General features: G+C 60.7%; 16 protein-coding genes. 12 read left to right on the forward strand and 4 right to left on the reverse strand.

The annotated features are described in order from the left end of the window. Nucleotides 1–8 precede the first annotated feature (8 nt). Genes FPZ52_RS10290 through trxA form a run of 7 tightly spaced genes read left to right on the forward strand, consistent with a single transcriptional unit; the run spans nucleotide 9 to nucleotide 10,513 of the window. A complete protein-coding gene (locus FPZ52_RS10290) occupies nucleotides 9–1,562 on the forward strand; it encodes a PAS-domain containing protein (protein WP_168201306.1) in 1,554 nt (517 codons plus the stop codon). A gap of 31 nt (nucleotides 1,563–1,593) precedes the next feature. Continuing rightward, nucleotides 1,594–2,100, forward strand: coding sequence for a tRNA (adenosine(37)-N6)-threonylcarbamoyltransferase complex ATPase subunit type 1 TsaE (gene tsaE / locus FPZ52_RS10295; protein WP_146365343.1), 507 nt, complete (start codon nucleotides 1,594–1,596; stop codon nucleotides 2,098–2,100). Beyond that, nucleotides 2,097–3,098 (forward strand): aminoglycoside phosphotransferase family protein, encoded by a 1,002-nt coding sequence (locus FPZ52_RS10300; RefSeq protein ID WP_146365344.1) that lies wholly within the window; start codon nucleotides 2,097–2,099, stop codon nucleotides 3,096–3,098. Before tsaE ends, FPZ52_RS10300 begins: the two co-directional genes overlap by 4 nt. Continuing rightward, nucleotides 3,095–3,787 carry a nucleotidyltransferase family protein gene (locus FPZ52_RS10305; RefSeq protein ID WP_146365345.1) on the forward strand — a complete coding sequence of 231 codons (693 nt, stop codon included), beginning with the start codon at nucleotides 3,095–3,097 and terminating at the stop codon, nucleotides 3,785–3,787. Before FPZ52_RS10300 ends, FPZ52_RS10305 begins: the two co-directional genes overlap by 4 nt. Continuing rightward, a complete protein-coding gene (addB, locus tag FPZ52_RS10310; protein WP_240804349.1) occupies nucleotides 3,784–6,759 on the forward strand; it encodes a double-strand break repair protein AddB in 2,976 nt (991 codons plus the stop codon). Before FPZ52_RS10305 ends, addB begins: the two co-directional genes overlap by 4 nt. Then, a complete protein-coding gene (gene addA, locus FPZ52_RS10315; protein WP_146365346.1) occupies nucleotides 6,714–10,151 on the forward strand; it encodes a double-strand break repair helicase AddA in 3,438 nt (1,145 codons plus the stop codon). The genes addB and addA overlap by 46 nt, the downstream gene beginning before the upstream one ends. Before the next feature lie 41 nt (nucleotides 10,152–10,192). Beyond that, a complete protein-coding gene (gene trxA / locus FPZ52_RS10320; RefSeq protein WP_146365347.1) occupies nucleotides 10,193–10,513 on the forward strand; it encodes a thioredoxin in 321 nt (106 codons plus the stop codon). 58 nt (nucleotides 10,514–10,571) lie between these two features. On the opposite strand, the gene FPZ52_RS10325 is transcribed toward trxA, so the two are convergent. Both FPZ52_RS10325 and FPZ52_RS10330 read right to left on the reverse strand, forming a co-directional pair. Continuing rightward, nucleotides 10,572–11,150 (reverse strand): dihydrofolate reductase family protein, encoded by a 579-nt coding sequence (locus tag FPZ52_RS10325; protein WP_146365348.1) that lies wholly within the window; start codon nucleotides 11,148–11,150, stop codon nucleotides 10,572–10,574. Nucleotides 11,151–11,159: 9 nt separating this feature from the next. After that, complete coding sequence (locus FPZ52_RS10330) at nucleotides 11,160–11,513, reverse strand: DUF1428 domain-containing protein (protein ID WP_146365349.1); 354 nt, start codon at nucleotides 11,511–11,513, stop codon at nucleotides 11,160–11,162. 93 nt (nucleotides 11,514–11,606) lie between these two features. Between FPZ52_RS10330 and FPZ52_RS10335 the strand changes: the two genes are divergently transcribed. From FPZ52_RS10335 to FPZ52_RS10350, 4 genes are all read left to right on the forward strand, one after another. Next, nucleotides 11,607–12,113, forward strand: a complete 507-nt coding sequence (locus FPZ52_RS10335; protein ID WP_146365350.1) for a winged helix-turn-helix transcriptional regulator — start codon at nucleotides 11,607–11,609, stop codon at nucleotides 12,111–12,113. 73 nt (nucleotides 12,114–12,186) lie between these two features. Then, entirely contained in the window at nucleotides 12,187–12,744 is a 558-nt protein-coding gene (gene hslV, locus FPZ52_RS10340; protein WP_146365351.1) for an ATP-dependent protease subunit HslV, read from the forward strand. Between the two features lie 29 nt (nucleotides 12,745–12,773). After that, nucleotides 12,774–14,075 (forward strand): ATP-dependent protease ATPase subunit HslU, encoded by a 1,302-nt coding sequence (gene hslU, locus FPZ52_RS10345; RefSeq protein ID WP_146365352.1) that lies wholly within the window; start codon nucleotides 12,774–12,776, stop codon nucleotides 14,073–14,075. 118 nt (nucleotides 14,076–14,193) lie between these two features. Beyond that, complete coding sequence (locus FPZ52_RS10350; RefSeq protein WP_146365353.1) at nucleotides 14,194–15,471, forward strand: MFS transporter; 1,278 nt, start codon at nucleotides 14,194–14,196, stop codon at nucleotides 15,469–15,471. A gap of 139 nt (nucleotides 15,472–15,610) precedes the next feature. Here the strand turns inward: FPZ52_RS10350 and FPZ52_RS10355 are convergent, their stop codons facing one another. Further along, nucleotides 15,611–16,219, reverse strand: coding sequence for a Smr/MutS family protein (locus FPZ52_RS10355; RefSeq protein ID WP_146365354.1), 609 nt, complete (start codon nucleotides 16,217–16,219; stop codon nucleotides 15,611–15,613). A gap of 42 nt (nucleotides 16,220–16,261) precedes the next feature. Then, the gene (locus FPZ52_RS10360) at nucleotides 16,262–16,924 is read right to left on the reverse strand and encodes a Tim44/TimA family putative adaptor protein (RefSeq protein WP_146365355.1); all 663 of its coding nucleotides are present in this window, start codon (nucleotides 16,922–16,924) and stop codon (nucleotides 16,262–16,264) included. Nucleotides 16,925–17,029: 105 nt separating this feature from the next. On the opposite strand from FPZ52_RS10360, the gene FPZ52_RS10365 reads away from it, so the two are divergent. Then, entirely contained in the window at nucleotides 17,030–17,518 is a 489-nt protein-coding gene (locus tag FPZ52_RS10365; RefSeq protein ID WP_146365356.1) for an FxsA family protein, read from the forward strand. The last annotated feature ends 35 nt before the right edge of the window (nucleotides 17,519–17,553 follow it).

Genomic DNA, 17,553 nt, shown 5'->3' on the forward strand with positions numbered 1-17,553 from the left:
TGTCCAGCTTGCCAGAACTGATACAAATTGGCTTGGTCAGCGTGGCGGCAACGGCCCTGGTGCTTGTTGTGCTGACCCGCAAGGGCAAGGCGGAGGTGATGTCGTCACCGCTGTTTCTGGGTGCGAGGTCGAAGGAGATCGTGTTCCTGTTCGACGGACCCGTTCTGGCCGATGCCACCCCCCAAGCCCGCGCCCTGTTACCAGATCAGCCCCCCAACACCAGCGATCTGGAACGGTTTTGCCACGTTTTCGCCCAAAGCTTCAGGGGGATGGAGGATGCCTTGAACCGAAGCGCCGGGGTCGCAAGGCTGAATGCTTCTGGCGGGCCCACGCTGTCAGGCACGCAGATGGATATCAGCCGCAACGGCACGATCACACGCATCGAATTAACCACGCCATCAAGCCCCTCGCTCACCGAGGATGAGGAAGCCGAACCAGCACTGGCGGCAATCAATTCCGAACTCGCGATCCTTCGCAGCATTTCGGAAAGCTTACCCTGTGTCGTCTGGATTTTGGACCATGACGGGCAGGTCCGTTGGGCCAACACTGCCTATATGCGGCTGGCTGAACGCATGCATGATGCGCAACGATTGTCCGGCTGGCCGCCGCCGCACATCTTCGAGAAATCCAAACCCACCATCACGGGCATCTTGCCGGAGACGGGCAAGACACGCATCGCGCTGGATGTCCCCGGCGGCGACACGCCGGTCTGGTTCGACGCGATGGCCATCGCGCGGAATGGCGAGACGCTCTATTTCGCAACTCCGATCGACGATCTGGTCAAGGCCGAAAGCTCGCTGCGTGAATTCATTCAGACACTGACCAAAACCTTCGCGCAACTGACCATCGGACTGGCGATTTTCGACAGGAAACGCCGCTTGGCCATGTTCAATCCCGCGCTGATCGACCTGTGCGGCCTGCCCCCGCCACTACTCAGTGGACGCCCGAGCCTGCACGCATTTCTGGATGCGCTGCGTGAACGGCAGCGGATACCGGAACCCAAGGATTACCGAGCGTGGCGTGAAAAGATCGCCCAGCTTGAAAGCGCGGCCGACGGTCCCGGATACGAAGAGGCGTGGCACCTTCCGCACGGCCAGATCCTGCGCGTCACGGGCCGCCCACATCCCGATGGGGCCGTAGCGTTTCTGTTCGAAGACATCTCCAGCGAGATTTACATGACCCGAAGCTTCCGGGCAGCACTGGATACAGGACAGGCAGTACTGGACCGCAGCGACGATGCGTTGGTCGTGTTCTCGCGCAGCGGTGCAATCGTGCTGTCGAACAAGGCATATACCAAACTTTGGCAAAGCGATCCGGAAACCGACCTGACCGATCAGGGGATCATCAATGCCACGCGGCTGTGGCAGTCACGATGCAATCCCACGCCGATCTGGGGTGACCTGCGAGAGTTCGTGCTGGACCTGCGCGACCGGCATGATTGGGAAAGCGACATCGAGATGGCGGACGGCAGGAGACTGAACTGCGAGGTCGTTCCCTTGCCCAATGGTGAAACTCTGGTTCGGTTTGCGGCGCTTCGCTATCCTGCCGCGATTGGCGCTTGAGAGCCATCTGCGCGCATCGCATAGTCGCGCAATGACAATCGCCCTGCCCTTCGATCTGAACCTTGCCTCCGAGGCCGCAACATCAACTTTCGCGCAGGCGCTTGCACCGCTGCTGGGTGTAGGCGATGTGTTGTGTCTGTCCGGACCGATAGGCGCGGGCAAAAGCCATTTCGCCCGGCAAGTGGTCCGGACGCGGCTGCACGCGGTTGGCAAGGAGGAGGACATCCCCTCGCCTACCTTTACCCTGGTTCAGACCTACAAGGCTGGTGCGCTGGAAATCTGGCACGCCGATTTGTATCGGCTGGGGGATGTGCAGGAGATCATCGAACTGGGCCTCGATGACGCGTTTGAAGACGCATTGTGCTTGATCGAATGGCCCGACCGCCTTGGGGAGGACGTGCCCGACCGCGCACTGCATATCGAGCTTTCCACGCTGGATACGCCAGATGCACGACGGATGCGGTTGCGATCTGACGCGCCTGAGATATGGAGTGATCGGATCACAGCCGCGCTTGAGGACATGAAAGGCCGAATTTGACTCGCAGCGAAGAAATCGCCCAGTTCCTGCGCGTCGCCGGATGGGAGGACGCGACGCATATCCCGCTTGCCGGCGATGCAGATGCGCGCCGATACATCCGACTGAGACGCGGCAACGGTGAAACCGCGATCCTGATGGACGCACCACCTGCGCCCGACGACAGCACCATCAGGTTTGTTCGTATCGACGAGCACCTGACGCGTGTGGGACTGTCTGCCCCGGCCATAGCCGCACAGCACCCAGAACGCGGCCTTCTGCTTTTGGAAGATTTCGGCGATGCGCAGTTTGCAGCCGTCATGCGGGATGCACCGAGAAAAACGGAAGAGCTGTATCTGGCAGCGGTCGATCTGCTGATCGATCTGTCACGAAAACCCTCGCCCGATCACCTGCCATGCTACGACCCCGCAGCTTACCCGCCCCTGATCGCGCCTGTTTGGGACTGGTATCTTGCGCAAGGAAGCGTGGCACCGGATGGTGCAGCGGAACACCTTGTGCAGGCGCTCGACCCGTTGATGCGCCGCCACTGCCAGACGCAACAGCCCGTTCTGTGCCTGCGCGACTACCATGTCGAAAACCTGATCTGGCTGCCGGAACGCGGCGACGTTCAACGGGTGGGGTTGCTGGACTTTCAGGACGCCTTCATTGGTCATCCGGCATATGATCTGGTGTCACTGCTGGAGGATGCGCGCCGTGACACATCGCCCGAACTGCGCGAAAGGTTGCTTCGTCATTTCCTGAATGAAACGGGTTTCGACGAAGATTCACTGCGCGTCGCCTGCGCCGTCCTTGCGGCACAGCGCAATCTACGAATTCTTGGTATTTTCGCACGACTTTCACTGCATGTGGGAAAACCGCGCTACATCGCCCTGATCCCCCGCGTCTGGTCGCATCTGCAAAACGATCTGTCCCACCCCGCGCTTGCCCCGTTGCGGGATGCGGTGGCACAGTGGCTGCCGGAGCCTACGCCCGACTATCTGGACCAATTGAGACGCCCATGACCGACCGACCGACTGCCGCCATGCTCTACGCCGCCGGTTTTGGCACACGCATGGGAGTCCTGACGAAGGATCAGCCCAAGCCACTGGTCGAGGTCGCGGGCAAGCCGCTGATGGAACATGCGCTGGCCCTGATCGAGGATGCGGGGATCGCGTGTAAAGTGGTCAACGCTCACTACAAGGCCCAGATGGTTGTCGACTACTTCACGGACCGGGATGTCGCGGTATCTGTCGAGGAGCCTGACATCCTCGATACCGGTGGCGGGTTGCGTCACGCGCTGCCGTTGCTGGGCGATGGGCCCGTCGCGACGCTGAATACCGACGCGATCTGGACTGGCCCTAACCCGATCCGCACGTTGATGAACGCGTGGGACCCGGACCGGATGGATGGGCTGCTGATCCTTGTGCCGCTGGCGAACGCGGCGGGGCACGCGGGCAAGGGCGATTTCGTGGCGGACACCGCGGGACGACTGACACGCGGCAAGGGTGCCTACATCTATGGCGGCGCGACGATCATGAAGACCGAAGGGCTACACGAGATCAGTGAAGCCGTCTTTTCCAACAATCTGTACTGGGATCGAATGATCGCGCAAGGTCGCCTGTTCGGCGCGGTGCATGATGGCGGCTGGTGTGATGTGGGCCGTCCCGAGGGTATCCCGCTGGCCGAGGAGCTTTTGGGGCAGAAAGCATGACCGAGCTGTTTTCGGAAAGCACCAAGCCGCGACTTTTTGGCGTTCCGCCCGGCGTCGATTTTCCCAAAGCGCTGGTCGACGGGCTGCTCGACCGTTTCAGGGACCAACCGCCCGAGGCCTTGGCTCGCGTCACCATTTATCTTAACACCCGACGGATGCAGCGACGCGTGAAGGCGCTGTTCGACGAAGGTCCCGCGCGGCTGTTGCCCCGTATCGGGCTGGTGACAGACCTGGCATCGGCGGGCACGGGTGGCGCGCTCCCACCTCCGGTGCCGTCGCTGCGTCGCAAGCTGCAACTGGCTCAGCTGGTCGCGCGGCTCATTGAAGCCGAGCCTGACCTGGCCCCTCAATCCGCAACCTTCGATCTGGCCAACGGCCTGGTTGCGCTGATGGAAGAAATGCAGGGCGAAGGCGTGCCGCTGGAAGCAATCGAAAAACTCGACGTGACCGATCTGTCCGGTCATTGGGAACGAAGCCGCAAGTTTCTGTCTCTGGTGGGGACATTCATTTCCGCCGACCCCAACGCCCCTTTGACTGCCGAAGGGCGCCAACGCAGAGTAACCGAAAAGCTGATCGAGCAATGGGCCAGCGATCCACCACAGGATCCTGTGATCGTTGCGGGGTCGACCGCGTCGCGCGGGGCAACGCGGTTGTTCATGCAGGCCGTCGCCCACCTGCCCCAAGGCGCACTCGTCCTGCCCGGCTTCGATTTCGACACACCTAACGACATCTGGTCGGGCCTGACCCAGCCGAAAGCACAGGAAGATCATCCGCAGTTCCGGTTCGCTGCCTTAGCGCAGGACCTGGGCGTTGAACTCGAAGATATTCCCCGCTGGCACTCCGCGCACCCACCGAATGCAGAGAGAAATGCGCTGGTGTCTCTGGCCCTGCGCCCCGCACCCGTGACGGACGGGTGGCGGCGAGATGGTCCGATGCTCGGCGATCTTTCCCTCGCGACACGGGACATCACGCTGATCGAAGCCGCCGATCCACGTTTCGAGGCAGCCGCCATTGCGCTGCGGCTGCGCCAAGCCGTCGAGGATGGGCAAACCGCCGCGTTGATCACGCCTGACCGTATGCTGACCCGCCGTGTGACAGCCGCGCTGGATCGGTGGAACATTATCCCTGACGACAGCGCCGGACGACCCCTGACGCAATCGCCTGCCGGTCGGCTTTACCTGCAAGCTGCGGGGCTGCTGGGACTGCCGCTAACTGCTGAATTGCTGTTGGCTCTGCTGAAACACCCGCTGGTGCATGCGGGAAAACTGCGGGGGCGGCACCTGCTTTGGACACATGAGCTGGAGCTTGATCTGCGCCGGAAGGGACCACCCTTCCCGGACGCCGAAAGTCTTCGCGACTGGGCAGCGCGTTGGGTAGCCACTAAGAAGCCCACGCCAGAAAACGATCCGACCGAATGGGTAATCTGGCTGGGTCGCACCTTGACGGGGCTGGACGATACCCGACCACGACCGCTCGCGGAACTAACCGCAAAACTGGTCCAACTGGTCGAAGACCTCGCCCAAGGTATCGAACCCCTGACCGAAGCCAAGGCCGTCTGGCATCACGAAGACGTCCGCCAAGCGCGGACCAGGCTGTCGGAACTGGCGCAGGAAGCCGCGCACGGCGCCGACATGACTCCACGCGAGTTCCGCGCTCTGCTTCGGACAGTGCTTTCTGGCGAAGTGCGCAACCCCGACGACCCCCACCCGCTAATCACGATCTGGGGCACGCTTGAGGCGCGCGTTCAAGGCGCGGAACTTGTCATCCTTGCCGGGCTGAACGATGGTGTCTGGCCCGAATTGCCGGACCCCGACCCTTGGCTGAACCGCAAGATGCGCAAACAGGCGGGGCTGCTGCTGCCGGAGCGGCGCATCGGGCTATCCGCGCATGATTTCCAGCAGGCCATTGCCGCGCCGCAGGTGGTCCTGACCCGCGCCAAGCGCGACGCGGAAGCAGAAACCGTTCCGTCGCGCTGGCTGAACCGGTTGCTGAACCTGCTGGACGGCCTGCCCGATCAAGGCGGCAAAAGCGCGCTGGCAGATATGCGTCAGCGTGGCGCGACGTGGCTGAACCTGGCGGCGAAGCTGGACCGTCCTGAAACGGACCATGCCCCCGCCAAGCGCCCCTCGCCCGTTCCGCCGGTTGCAGATCGTCCGACCCGGCTGTCGGTTACGGATGTCGAAACGCTGATTCGCGATCCTTTCGAAATCTATGCCCGCAAAATTCTGCGGCTTCGATCACTCGATCCTCTCCACAAGACGCCGGAGGCACGTGATCGTGGTAACGTGCTCCATGATGTGCTGGAGCAGTTCGTCCGGGACCTGCCTACAATTGCGGAATCCGACAGGCGCGCCCATCTTCTGTCTCTTGCTGCTGACATACTAGCGCGACAGGTACCCTGGCCCACCGCTCGCAGACTGTGGCTCGCGCGGCTGGCGCGTGTATCCGGTCATTTCCTGTCCGAGGAAATCGCACGGAGCGAACGGGCAACACCCATCGGCTTCGAGGCCAAGGGCGAGTTGGACCTCACTACCCCGGATTTCAAGCTGGTCGCCAAGGCCGACCGGATCGACCGTGCGGAAAATGGTGGGCTTGTGATCTACGACTACAAGACAGGAAGTCCGCCAAGCTCAAGCGAACAAAAGAAATTTGCCAAGCAGCTCCTTCTTGAAGCGGTAATTGCAGAACATGGTGGCTTTGAAGGGATCGACGCCGCACCTGTGATCGGGGCGGAGTATATCGGTCTCGGCCCATCGCCAAAGACCGTCGCCGCACCGCTGCTGGAGTCACCTGTTGCTGTCACGCTCGATGAGTTGATGCTGCTGCTTGGTGCATTCCTGAACCCGGCGAAGGGCTACACCGCGCAACTGGCGCGTCACAGCATGAACCAGATGGGGGACTATGACCATCTGTCGCGCGCCGGCGAATGGGATCTCAGCGCCACGCCGAACCCCGAGGAGGTCGGTCAGTGACCAACGAAGCCACGCTGCGCCAGATCGAAGCGGCACGTCCGGATGCCTCAACCTGGCTGGCTGCGAATGCCGGATCGGGCAAGACACGCGTTCTGACGGACCGCGTTGCGCGGCTGCTGCTATCTGGTGTGCCGCCTCAGAATATCCTGTGTCTTACCTACACCAAGGCCGCAGCGAGCGAGATGCAAAATCGCCTGTTTTCCCGCCTTGGTGACTGGGCCATGAAACCCGACGATACGCTTACCGCGACACTGGCAGAGCTTGGCGTGTCTGACGTAATTGACGAAGATCGCCTTGCCCGCGCCCGGCGCCTGTTTGCCCGCGCAATCGAAACGCCGGGCGGCCTGAAGATCCAGACGATTCACGCATTCTGTGCTGCGCTTCTGCGGCAATTCCCACTGGAAGCGGGGGTGTCGCCACAGTTCTCTGAAATGGACGAACGGTCACTGAAGCTGTTGTGTGACGAAGTGATGGAAACGCTCGCCGACGGCGCGAATGCTCACCTGATCGACGATCTGGCCGTCTACCTGTCCACCGACGACGATATCGGGACGCTTGCGACGCATCTGCTGAAACATCGTGAGGCGTTCGAGACGCCGCGCACTCTGCCCGATCTGTTGGCCGTGCATGGCCTGCCCCGCGAGTATGATGAAGCGGCGCTAATGTCCGAGGTATTTCTGGGCAGTGAGGACATGATCCTTGCAGCTCTACACCCGGCACTGAAGGCCGGCAGCAAGACCGACGTGAAAGCGGCGGTTGAGGTCGCCGGGTTGTTGCCCTTTGCGCCCCATCTGGGTGCGCTGCCGAAGCTGGAGAAGTTGCTTTTGACCGGCAGCGGCGCGAAGGAGCCCTTCACGGCAAAGTCCGGCAAGTTCCCGACCAAGGCCACGCAGCAGGCGCTTGACCCCAAGACGTTCGATCAGCTTGATCAGTTGATGCTGCGGATAGAAGAGGCGCGCCCCAAGCGGATCGCGCTTCCCTCTGCCCAACGATCCGCCGCGTTGCATGCCTTCGCCCGCGCCTTCCTGCCCGCCATCGACGCACGCAAATCCGAACGCGGACTGCTGGATTTTGACGATCTGATCCTGCGCGCCAAAGGGCTGATGACCGATCCGCGCGTCGCTGACTGGGTGCTGTTCAAGCTCGACGGCGGGATCGACCATATCCTCGTCGATGAGGCGCAAGATACCAGCCCCGTACAATGGCAGGTGATCGAGCTTCTGGCCCGCGAATTCACCAGCGGCGCGTCGGCACGTGACGATGTGAACCGCACGTTGTTCGTCGTCGGGGACCGTAAGCAGTCGATCTATTCGTTCCAAGGAGCGGACCCCGCCAAGTTTGAAGCGATGCAGGGCCATTTCCGCGCAAGGCTGGAAGAGGTCGCCTCCACGCTGGCGACGCAGCAATTGCTGCATTCGTTCCGGTCATCCGCTGCCATTCTCGACACGGTGGATGCGACCTTCGCCGAGAACGCACCCGGGGTTGGCGCGCCCATCCAGCACCGGGCTTTCAAGGATACACTGCCCGGCCGTGTCGATCTGTGGCCGCCAGAACCCCCTGCCGACAAGGATGACGACCAGCCGTGGCACGAACCCGTGGATAAGATCAGCCCGCGTCACGAGATCGCTGTTCTGGCCGACAAGGTCGCGGGCGAAATCCGGCGACTGATCGATACGGGCGAGACGATCCCAGACGGATCGGGGGGCCGCAAGTTATTGACTGAAGGCGATATCCTGATCCTCGTACAGCGACGCGGGCGGTTGTTCTCCGAACTGATCCGCGCCTGCAAACAGCAGCATCTGGACATCGCGGGAGCCGATCGGCTGAAGCTGGGGCAGGAACTGGCGGTGAAGGACTTGCTTGCGCTGCTCAATTTCCTTGCTCTGCCCGAAGATGACCTGTCGCTTGCGGCTGTCCTGAAATCGCCGTTGTTCAACTGGACAGAAGATCAGCTTTACCGGCTGGCACAACCGCGTAAGGGTTACCTTTGGCACGCGCTTCGGGACGCGGAGGGGCATGAAGAGACACGCCGCACGTTGGACGAGTTGCGTCATGATGCGGATCTGCTGCGCCCCTATGACCTGCTGGACCGCGTGCTGACCCGCTATCAAGGTCGCGAAAAGCTCATCGCGCGGCTTGGATCAGACTGCGAGGAAGCAATCGATGCGCTGCTGACAGAAGCCTTGACCTATGAACAATCGGAGATCCCCAGCCTGACCGGTTTTCTTGTCTGGATTACCAGCGAGGATGTGGAAGTCAAACGCCAGGCAGAATCGGGCGGCGAGAAACTTCGGATCATGACAGTGCACGGTTCCAAGGGGCTGGAAGCGCCCGTGGTGATCTTGCCCGATTGCGGGAAACGGCGTGCCTCCAGCGCCCCCGCTGTCCTGACGACGCCGGACGGGTTGCCACTGTGGACACCCCCTGCAGACGCGACGCCGGACATCGTGGCGGATGCCAAGGCAGACTGGCAGGCCCGGCAGGCGGAGGAGCGGGAACGGCTGCTATACGTGGCCATGACGCGTGCCGAAGTCTGGCTGATCGTTTGCGCGGCAGGTGATCCGGACAAGATGTCGGATACGTGGCATGAACGCGTGGCGTTTGGCATGAAACGACTTTCCTCCGAGCCGCTACCCTGCCCGACCGGCGAGGGCCGTCGTGTCAGCCATGGTGACTGGTCTGCATGTGAACTGATCGCGGTTACGGCTGAAGATCGCGAAACAACCGCCAAACCTGATTGGTTCGCCGCGCCGGTTCCGCCCCACATCGCGACGCGCGCAGATGTGCTACGCCCGTCCGATCTGGGCGGCGCAAAGGCGCTGCCCGGCGAGGCGGGTGAAGACGAAGCCACGGCGATGTTGCGCGGCACGCGTGTTCACCAGTTGCTCGAGTTGCTGCCCGGCTATCCGCAAGACCGCTGGCCGGATTTCGCGCCCGACCTGCTGCGCAGCACCGGTGATGACGCCCCACCAGATGACACGATGCTGGCGGACCTGCTGGCAGAGGCGACGGCTGTCCTTACTCAGCCCGATCTGCAAGTCGCCTTCGGCCGCGGAACCCTGGCCGAGGTAGAGGTCACAGCCACCCTGCCCGGCCACGCCGCGCGGATGCATGGCACAATCGACCGGCTGATCGTGGCAGATGATCATGTGCTGGCCATTGACTTCAAGACCAACCGCCAGATCCCCGACAGCGCCGAAGACGTCCCCGAAGGTCTGTTGCGCCAAATGGGAGCCTATGCGGCGGCGCTGGCCGATATCTATCCAGACAAGCGCATTGATACAGCAATCTTGTGGACGGCAAATGCGACGCTGATGCCGCTGCCTCACGAACTGGTGTCCGGTGCCCTCCATCGGGTAAGCTCGCCTGCCCTTGACGACCATCGGACCTGACCATAGGTTCCACATCTAAGTTTCCCGCCTAGGAGGCACTCATGGCTACGTCACCCGTCACCGACGACACTTTCGACGCCGAAGTCCGCCAGTCGGACATTCCGGTCCTCGTGGATTTCTGGGCTGAATGGTGCGGCCCCTGTAAGCAGATCGGGCCGGCACTGGAAGAAATTTCCGAAGAACTGGCCGGCAAGATCAAGATCGTAAAGGTCAATGTGGATGAAAACCCGAACTCGCCGGCACAGCTTGGCGTTCGCGGTATTCCCGCGCTGTTCATGTTCAAGGGCGGCGAAGTTGTGTCCAACAAGACCGGTGCAGCACCCAAGGCCGCACTTCAAAGCTGGATCGAAGGCGAGATCTGATCAATCGCCAACAGGTTTGTAGAACGGCCTCGTCCAACCGGATGGGGCCGTTTTTTCGTTAGGCGCCACTCACACGTTCATACCGTGTGAAAATCGCTCCGGTATCCAGAGCGCGCGTCTCCAACAGCTTCAGCTTGCGTCGCAAGGCATGACCATCGAACAGGCGCGACCCCCCGCCCAGCAGGACGGGCATCGTAAGCAGCCAGTATTCGTCGATCACGTCGGAACGCATTGCAGTTTGTGCCATCTGCGGGCTGCCCAGGATCGCCAAGTCCTTGCCTTCGCGCGCTTTTTCTACCTTGATCGCATCCGCCACATTACCCTTTGCCAGCACCGAGTTCTTCCACGCGCTCATATCCGGCTGAGTTCGGGAAAACACCAGCTTCCGCGAGTTGTTCATGAACTTCGCCACCTCGCGCTGCGGCTCCGGGGTGTCTGCCGCCACTTCCGCCGTCGGCCAGTGGCGGATCATCATTTCCCAAGTGTTTCGCCCAAAGATCAGCGTGTCGCAGCGTTCGCGAAGATACTCTGTCCACCGATCCATATCTTCGGACCACGCCGGTGGCGCGAACTCACCACCCAAGGCATTCACGTAGCCATCAACACTAACCGCCATTGATATCACGACTTTGCGCATCAGATCACCTCACGCCACGACCAGCTTTTCGAACCCGCCATAGATCAGACGCGTTCCATCGAAGGGCATCGGGTTAACCTCGGAACTTGTGCGCGGGTCGGCAAAGACGGCATCCATTCCCTTGTCGCGGGCCTCTCGTGACGGCCATGTGACCCAGGAAAACACCACCGTTTCATCTGTCTCGCACTTCACTGCCAACGGAAGGGACGTGACCTTTCCGTCCGGGACGTTCACACCCCAGCATTCCACCACCGATGTCGCGCCGTGTTCCTTGAAAACAACGGCGGCCTTCTCCGCATGATTGCGGAACGCGTCCTTGCTCGCATTCGGCACGGCGGCGACAAATCCTTCCACGTATTCCATGACATCCCCCTTTACTGATTGCGTATTGCAACTGGTTTGACGCTACGCAAACTGCATTTATATTGCAACTGGAATCTGTGAAGGACCAAGTGAATGGATCAACGCTCCGGTTGCCCGATAAACCTCTCGCTGGAAGTCATTGGCGACCGATGGAGCCTAATCGTCCTGCGTGACATCATGTTCGGAAATCGGCGCAGCTTTAGGGAGATATTGACGAAGTCGGAAGAAGGCATCGCGTCGAACATCTTGTCGAACCGCCTTAAAAAACTTCAGGCGGAGGGGCTCATAACTAAGGTTGATGATCCGTCGCACAAACAGAAATCGATTTATCGTTTGACTGAAAAATCCATAGAGCTTCTTCCCGTGATGGTTGCGCTTGGCGCGTGGGGGCGCAAATACCTGCCCGTATCCAAGGAACTCAGCATTCGCGCACAGATTCTCGAAGAAGGAGGATCGGGTCTTTGGGACCGATTCATGCGTGAGCTGCGCCATATTCACTTGGGCGAACCGCTACCAAATGGCTGGCTAAGCGTGCTCGACCAGCTTCAGGCGGCCTATGAAAGCGTTGTTCGCGAACAGGCGGTGCCACGCTGTCCGTGACGTAACCCTTGGGAAAGTGCTTGTTCTGCAAGGCTCACGCCCTCATATAGCGCCTGAAACCATCGGAGGACACATGGCAGACGAGCAGTTTCCCGGCTGGCACGGAACAACAATTATCGGCGTGCGCAAAGGTGGAGAGGTCGTGATCGCGGGTGACGGGCAGGTGAGCCTTGGCAACACCGTGATCAAGGGTACCGCACGAAAGGTACGCAGGCTCAGCCCCGGTGGCTATGATGTCGTCGCAGGCTTTGCCGGATCGACGGCTGACGCGTTTGCGTTGCTGGAGCGCCTGGAAGCCAAGCTGGAAGCCACGCCCGGGCAACTGGCGCGCGCAAGCGTGGAACTGGCCAAGGATTGGCGCACCGACAAGTACCTGCAAAAGCTGGAAGCCATGCTGATCGTCAGCGACGGCAAGGACATCCTGGTCATCACCGGCGCGGGCGATGTGCTGGAACCGGAACATGACGTGACCGCGATCGGGTCGGGTGGCAACTTCGCGCTGGCTGCTGCGCGCGGACTGATGGAAACGGATCATGACGCTGAAACCGTCGCCCGCAAGGCCATGGCCATCGCCGCCGATATCTGCGTGTTCACAAACGGAAACCTGACCGTCGAGAAGATCAGCGCCTGAACTTTTCCGGCCCAGCAAGAAGTAGACCCATGACAGACCTGACACCCCGTGAAATCGTCTCGGAACTGGACCGGTTCATCATCGGCCAGAAAGATGCCAAGCGCGCCGTTGCCGTTGCGCTGCGCAATCGCTGGCGCCGCAAGAAGCTGACGCCGGAGCTGCGTGACGAGGTCTACCCCAAGAACATCCTGATGATCGGACCGACCGGCGTGGGCAAGACCGAAATCAGCCGACGCCTGGCCAAGCTCGCCCGTGCGCCGTTCGTTAAGGTCGAGGCCACGAAGTTCACCGAAGTGGGCTATGTCGGCCGCGACGTTGAACAGATCATCCGTGACTTGGTCGACAGCGCCATTGCGCAGACTCGTGACTACATGCGCGACGACGTAAAGGCACGCGCCCAAAAAGCCGCCGAAGACCGCGTGATCGAAGCGATCGCGGGGAAGGACGCCCGCGACAGCACCCGCGAACGCTTTCGTGAAAAGCTGCATGCAGGCGAACTTGACGGTCATGAAATCGAGCTTGAGGTCAGCGACACCTCGAACCCGATGGGCATGATGGAAATTCCCGGCCAACCCAATATGGGTATGATGAATCTGGGTGATATCTTCGGCAAAGCCTTCGGCGGTCGCACCGTGAAACGCAAGATGGCCGTCGGCGACAGTTACGAGGTTCTGATTGCAGAAGAAGCCGACAAACTGCTGGACGACGAAACCGTCAACCGGGCCGCCTTGCAGGCAGTCGAGCAGAACGGCATCGTATTCCTGGACGAGATCGACAAGGTCTGCACACGATCCGATGCGCGTGGCGGCGATGTCAGCCGGGAAGGGGTCCAGCGTGATCTTCTTCCGCTGATCGAAGGCACAACCGTTTCGACGAAACACGGCCCCGTAAAGACGGACCACATCCTGTTCATCGCATCCGGTGCGTTCCACATCGCGAAACCATCGGACTTGCTGCCCGAACTGCAGGGTCGTCTGCCGATCCGCGTGGAACTACGCGCGCTGACCGAAGGCGATTTTGTCCGCATTCTGACCGAGACCGACAACGCGTTGACATTGCAGTACACCGCGCTGATGGGCACAGAGGACGTGAAGGTCGACTTCACCGAGGACGGCATCGCCGCCTTGGCCCGCATCGCCGCCGAGGTGAACAGCGAGGTCGAGAACATCGGTGCACGGCGGCTCTACACCGTGTTGGAACGGGTTTTCGAAGAACTCAGCTTTACCGCGCCTGATCGGTCGGGTGAAACCGTTACGGTTGACGAAGCCTTCGTTGAAAAACATCTGGGCGATCTGGCAAAATCCGCTGACATCAGCCGCTACGTGCTTTAAAGGGTGGCATAACGTTCGGGCCGCCGCCCGAACGATCCCACACCCGATGCAGACGCCAGACCTGTCGACAGCGTCATAGCTGTCGCGAAATGCTGCGCGGGACAGACGGAGCCCGCGCATGACGCCCCAACGCCTGCCCGAACCACGCTTCATCCGTGACAATGCCCCATGGCTTGCGGCGGGGATGCTGCTGACCTTCAGTTCCTGCTTTGGACAGACCTATTTCATTTCCACCTTTGCTGGCGAGATCCGCGCTGAATTCGGACTAAGCCACGGGCAGTGGGGCTCGATCTACGGGGCGGGTACGTTGGCTGCCGCTATGATCATGATCTGGGCTGGCGTGCTGACCGACCAATTTCGCGTGCGTGTATTAGGTGCTGGCGTGCTAGTAATGCTAGCAGTTGCGTGCCTGTCCATGGCGACCGTTCCCGTGGGCTGGATGCTGCTGGGCGTCGTCATGTTACTGCGCCTGGCAGGTCAGGGCATGTGCGGACACATCGCCACAACCGCCATGGCACGCTGGTTCGTGGCCACGCGGGGCAGGGCGCTTGCGGTCGCCACGATGGGCTTTGCATTGGCCGAAGCCACGATGCCGCTTCTGTTCGTGACGCTGAAAGAGTTTGTGCCGTGGCGCGGGCTGTGGGTGCTGGCCGCCTGCATCGTCTTGGCCATGATCCCCGTCCTGCTGGCGTTGCTGAAGCGCGAACGCACACCACAAAGCACTGCCGATGACAGCCATTCACCGGGCATGTCTGGTCGCCACTGGACGCGTGGCGAGGCAATCCGCCATCCTCTGTTCTGGTACATGATGCCCGCGCTTCTCGGCCCGCCGACTTTCATGACGGCACTATTTTTCCATCAGGTGCACCTGAGCGAACTGAAAGGCTTCACGCATCAGCAATTCGTATCGCTCTTCCCGATCTACACGACATTCGGAATCCTCGCCATGCTGTGCTGGGGATGGCTGATCGACCGGTTCGGGTCCAGCAAGCTGATGCCGCTGATGCAGTTGCCCCTGGCGGTAAGCTTTACGATCATGGCCGGTGGTGAAAGCGTCGGAATTGCCTTGCTTTCGCTTATGTTTCTAGGGATCACACTTGGCGCGATGGGCGCGGTTCCCGCAGCCTTCATCGCCGAGATCTATGGCACCCGCCACATCGGATCCATCCGCGCGGCTGCTGTGGCTGTAACCGTCTTCGGGTCTGCTGTGGGCCCCGTCTTGACCGGCCTTCTGATAGACCAAGGCATCGGATTTGAAGCGCAACTTGGATGGATCGCGCTTTACTTCATCCTGACTTCGGCCCTGCTATGGTTCGGCATCAAACGCAGCGCGCCCACCCCCCACTCAGTCGTAGCGTCTGACGCGCCGAATCTTGCCGTTTCCAGTAAAGACTGAAGTATTTACAGAGCATACCTTCATGCGGCCACTCCGCAGCGGCACCCCTGACCTCGCTTGCGTCAGCACATTGCTCGATACCAGTGAAGCATCAACCGCCGAGTTCATAGTGCACGGGGCTGCCCCATGAATTAACGTGTCATCGGAGTTTTCGCAGATACACGTAGTACGCCCCACCACCGCCATGACGCAGATGTGCCTCAGACACCTGCAGCACGGCCTGATTGAGTGGAGGCAGCGCCAACCAGCGTGGCACCTGATGCCGCAAAATACCAACCGGCTGGGGAATGGGGCCGGGTTCGTCGCGCATCTTGCCCTTGCCGGTGATCACCAGCACTAGGCGTAGACCCCGCTCCTGGGCATCCAGCACGAAACGACGCAGCACCGGATGGGCCTGCGCGATGGTCATGCCATGCAGGTCCAGCCGCGCCTCCGGCTTCAACTTTCCGCGTTTCATACGGGTATTGGTGCGGCGATCAACCGCGATCGGCATTCGTGACAGGCGATCCGTCAGACTGGGAGACAAGTCGTGACTGACGCTTGATCGACTCAACGATCCCACACGAAAATCGGGCAGGGGTGCTGTTTGCTTCGCCCGGATCTGACGCTCGACACCCCTTGGCGCCGTGTCGTCGGTGGGCTCCACCGTCATATCCAGATCAGCGTGATTTGGTGTGACGGACGATGCTACACTGTCCCAAAGCGCCCGCTCCTCGGGGGTCAGGCGTCTTGGGGGCTTGCGTGGCATTTCAAACGATCACTCCAGAAACCGGCGCCTAGCCGGTTGGCGTTATTCTCCTGTCGCGACGAGCTGCCAGTTCGGGTCATCTACACCCATCTTGCGAGCGAAGGACCAGACATCGCGCTGTCGCTTGATCTCATTCGGGTTCCCCTCGACGACCTCACCATCGGTGTTCTTAACGACCGATGTCAGTTCACCGACGAAGCGCACGGAAACCTCGCCCTCCGAAGTCTGCTGATCAAACTCGGCATTCACCAGCTTGATCTCGCGCAAGCCAACGAAGCTTGCGTCAATGGTCAGACCCTGCGCCTTACGATTTTCTACCACTTCTTCGAAGCTTTGGAATACATCGGGCGCAAGGAAAGGACGCACGCTTTCCAGATCGCCGGATTCGAATGCCATCAGGATCATCTCGTAAGCACCGCGCGCACCGTCCAGAAACTCGCCGACGGAAAAGCTAGGTTCAGCGCGTTTCATATCTGCCAGCGCGAGCGCTGCAGGGCTGCCTTCATCGACGTGGTCGATGATGTCGCGATCCGGTCCGCCTTCGATCACCTCGAAATCCTGACGCGCATCAGTCGCCTCGGACCGGCGTTTGCGGGGCAAGGGCTTTTCAAAACCTTCGCGTGTTCCCAGCACACTCTTGAGCCGCAAGATCAGAAAGATTGCGACCCCGGCCAGAACCAGGAGCTGGATGATGCTGGAACTCATATGCACCTCTCGGGATTAACAGGATGGTAACATCCGGATCTGGTTCCTATGTAGGGTAGCGGGTGGGGCAAGTCCACCTTATGACCGCTACGTATAGAGGGTGCCATGTGGCTTTTGCTGGCTTTTATCGCCGTCCCCATGATCGAAATCGCGCTGTTCATTCAAGTCGGATCCCTGATCGGGCTATGGCCGACGCTGTTCATCGTGCTTGCAACCGCAGTGATCGGGACCACAATGGTACGAAGTCAGGGTCGCGATGCCCTTAAACGCTTGCAAACAAGCTTCGACAGACTGGATAATCCGACCGTGCCGCTGGCCCATGGCGCGATGATCATTCTGTCCGGCGCATTGCTGCTGACACCCGGTTTCTTCACCGACACCATTGGCTTGCTGCTGCTGGTCCCGAAAGTGAGGGATGCGCTGTTTCGTCACATCCAGTCCCGCGTGAAGATCCGGAGCTTCTCGATGGGACGCTCGCAGCATTACAAAGCCAACTCCGACCCAGGCGTGATCGACGGGGAATTCTTCGAAGTGGACCCGGACAGCGTAAAACCGAAGCCGACAGACCGCCCGTCCGGCTGGACACGGTCCTGACGGCTCTGCGGTTGTGACGCCTGACGCTTGCTGTT

The sequence above is a fragment of the Qingshengfaniella alkalisoli genome, assembly GCF_007855645.1.
Lineage (GTDB): Bacteria > Pseudomonadota > Alphaproteobacteria > Rhodobacterales > Rhodobacteraceae > Qingshengfaniella > Qingshengfaniella alkalisoli.

Excerpts from the sequence above, each read along its gene's own strand:
- addB (WP_240804349.1), top strand. The coding sequence starts at position 3,784 with ATGACCGAGCTGTTTTCGGAAAGCACCAAGCCGCGACTTTTTGGCGTT.
- FPZ52_RS10305 (WP_146365345.1), top strand. The coding sequence starts at position 3,095 with ATGACCGACCGACCGACTGCCGCCATGCTCTACGCCGCCGGTTTTGGC.
- trxA (WP_146365347.1), top strand. The coding sequence starts at position 10,193 with ATGGCTACGTCACCCGTCACCGACGACACTTTCGACGCCGAAGTCCGC.
- FPZ52_RS10350 (WP_146365353.1), top strand. The coding sequence starts at position 14,194 with ATGACGCCCCAACGCCTGCCCGAACCACGCTTCATCCGTGACAATGCC.
- FPZ52_RS10360 (WP_146365355.1), bottom strand. The coding sequence starts at position 16,924 with ATGAGTTCCAGCATCATCCAGCTCCTGGTTCTGGCCGGGGTCGCAATC.
- hslU (WP_146365352.1), top strand. The coding sequence starts at position 12,774 with ATGACAGACCTGACACCCCGTGAAATCGTCTCGGAACTGGACCGGTTC.
- FPZ52_RS10335 (WP_146365350.1), top strand. The coding sequence starts at position 11,607 with ATGGATCAACGCTCCGGTTGCCCGATAAACCTCTCGCTGGAAGTCATT.
- addA (WP_146365346.1), top strand. The coding sequence starts at position 6,714 with ATGGGATCTCAGCGCCACGCCGAACCCCGAGGAGGTCGGTCAGTGACC.
- tsaE (WP_146365343.1), top strand. The coding sequence starts at position 1,594 with ATGACAATCGCCCTGCCCTTCGATCTGAACCTTGCCTCCGAGGCCGCA.
- FPZ52_RS10355 (WP_146365354.1), bottom strand. The coding sequence starts at position 16,219 with ATGCCACGCAAGCCCCCAAGACGCCTGACCCCCGAGGAGCGGGCGCTT.
- hslV (WP_146365351.1), top strand. The coding sequence starts at position 12,187 with ATGGCAGACGAGCAGTTTCCCGGCTGGCACGGAACAACAATTATCGGC.
- FPZ52_RS10330 (WP_146365349.1), bottom strand. The coding sequence starts at position 11,513 with ATGGAATACGTGGAAGGATTTGTCGCCGCCGTGCCGAATGCGAGCAAG.
- FPZ52_RS10365 (WP_146365356.1), top strand. The coding sequence starts at position 17,030 with ATGTGGCTTTTGCTGGCTTTTATCGCCGTCCCCATGATCGAAATCGCG.
- FPZ52_RS10325 (WP_146365348.1), bottom strand. The coding sequence starts at position 11,150 with ATGCGCAAAGTCGTGATATCAATGGCGGTTAGTGTTGATGGCTACGTG.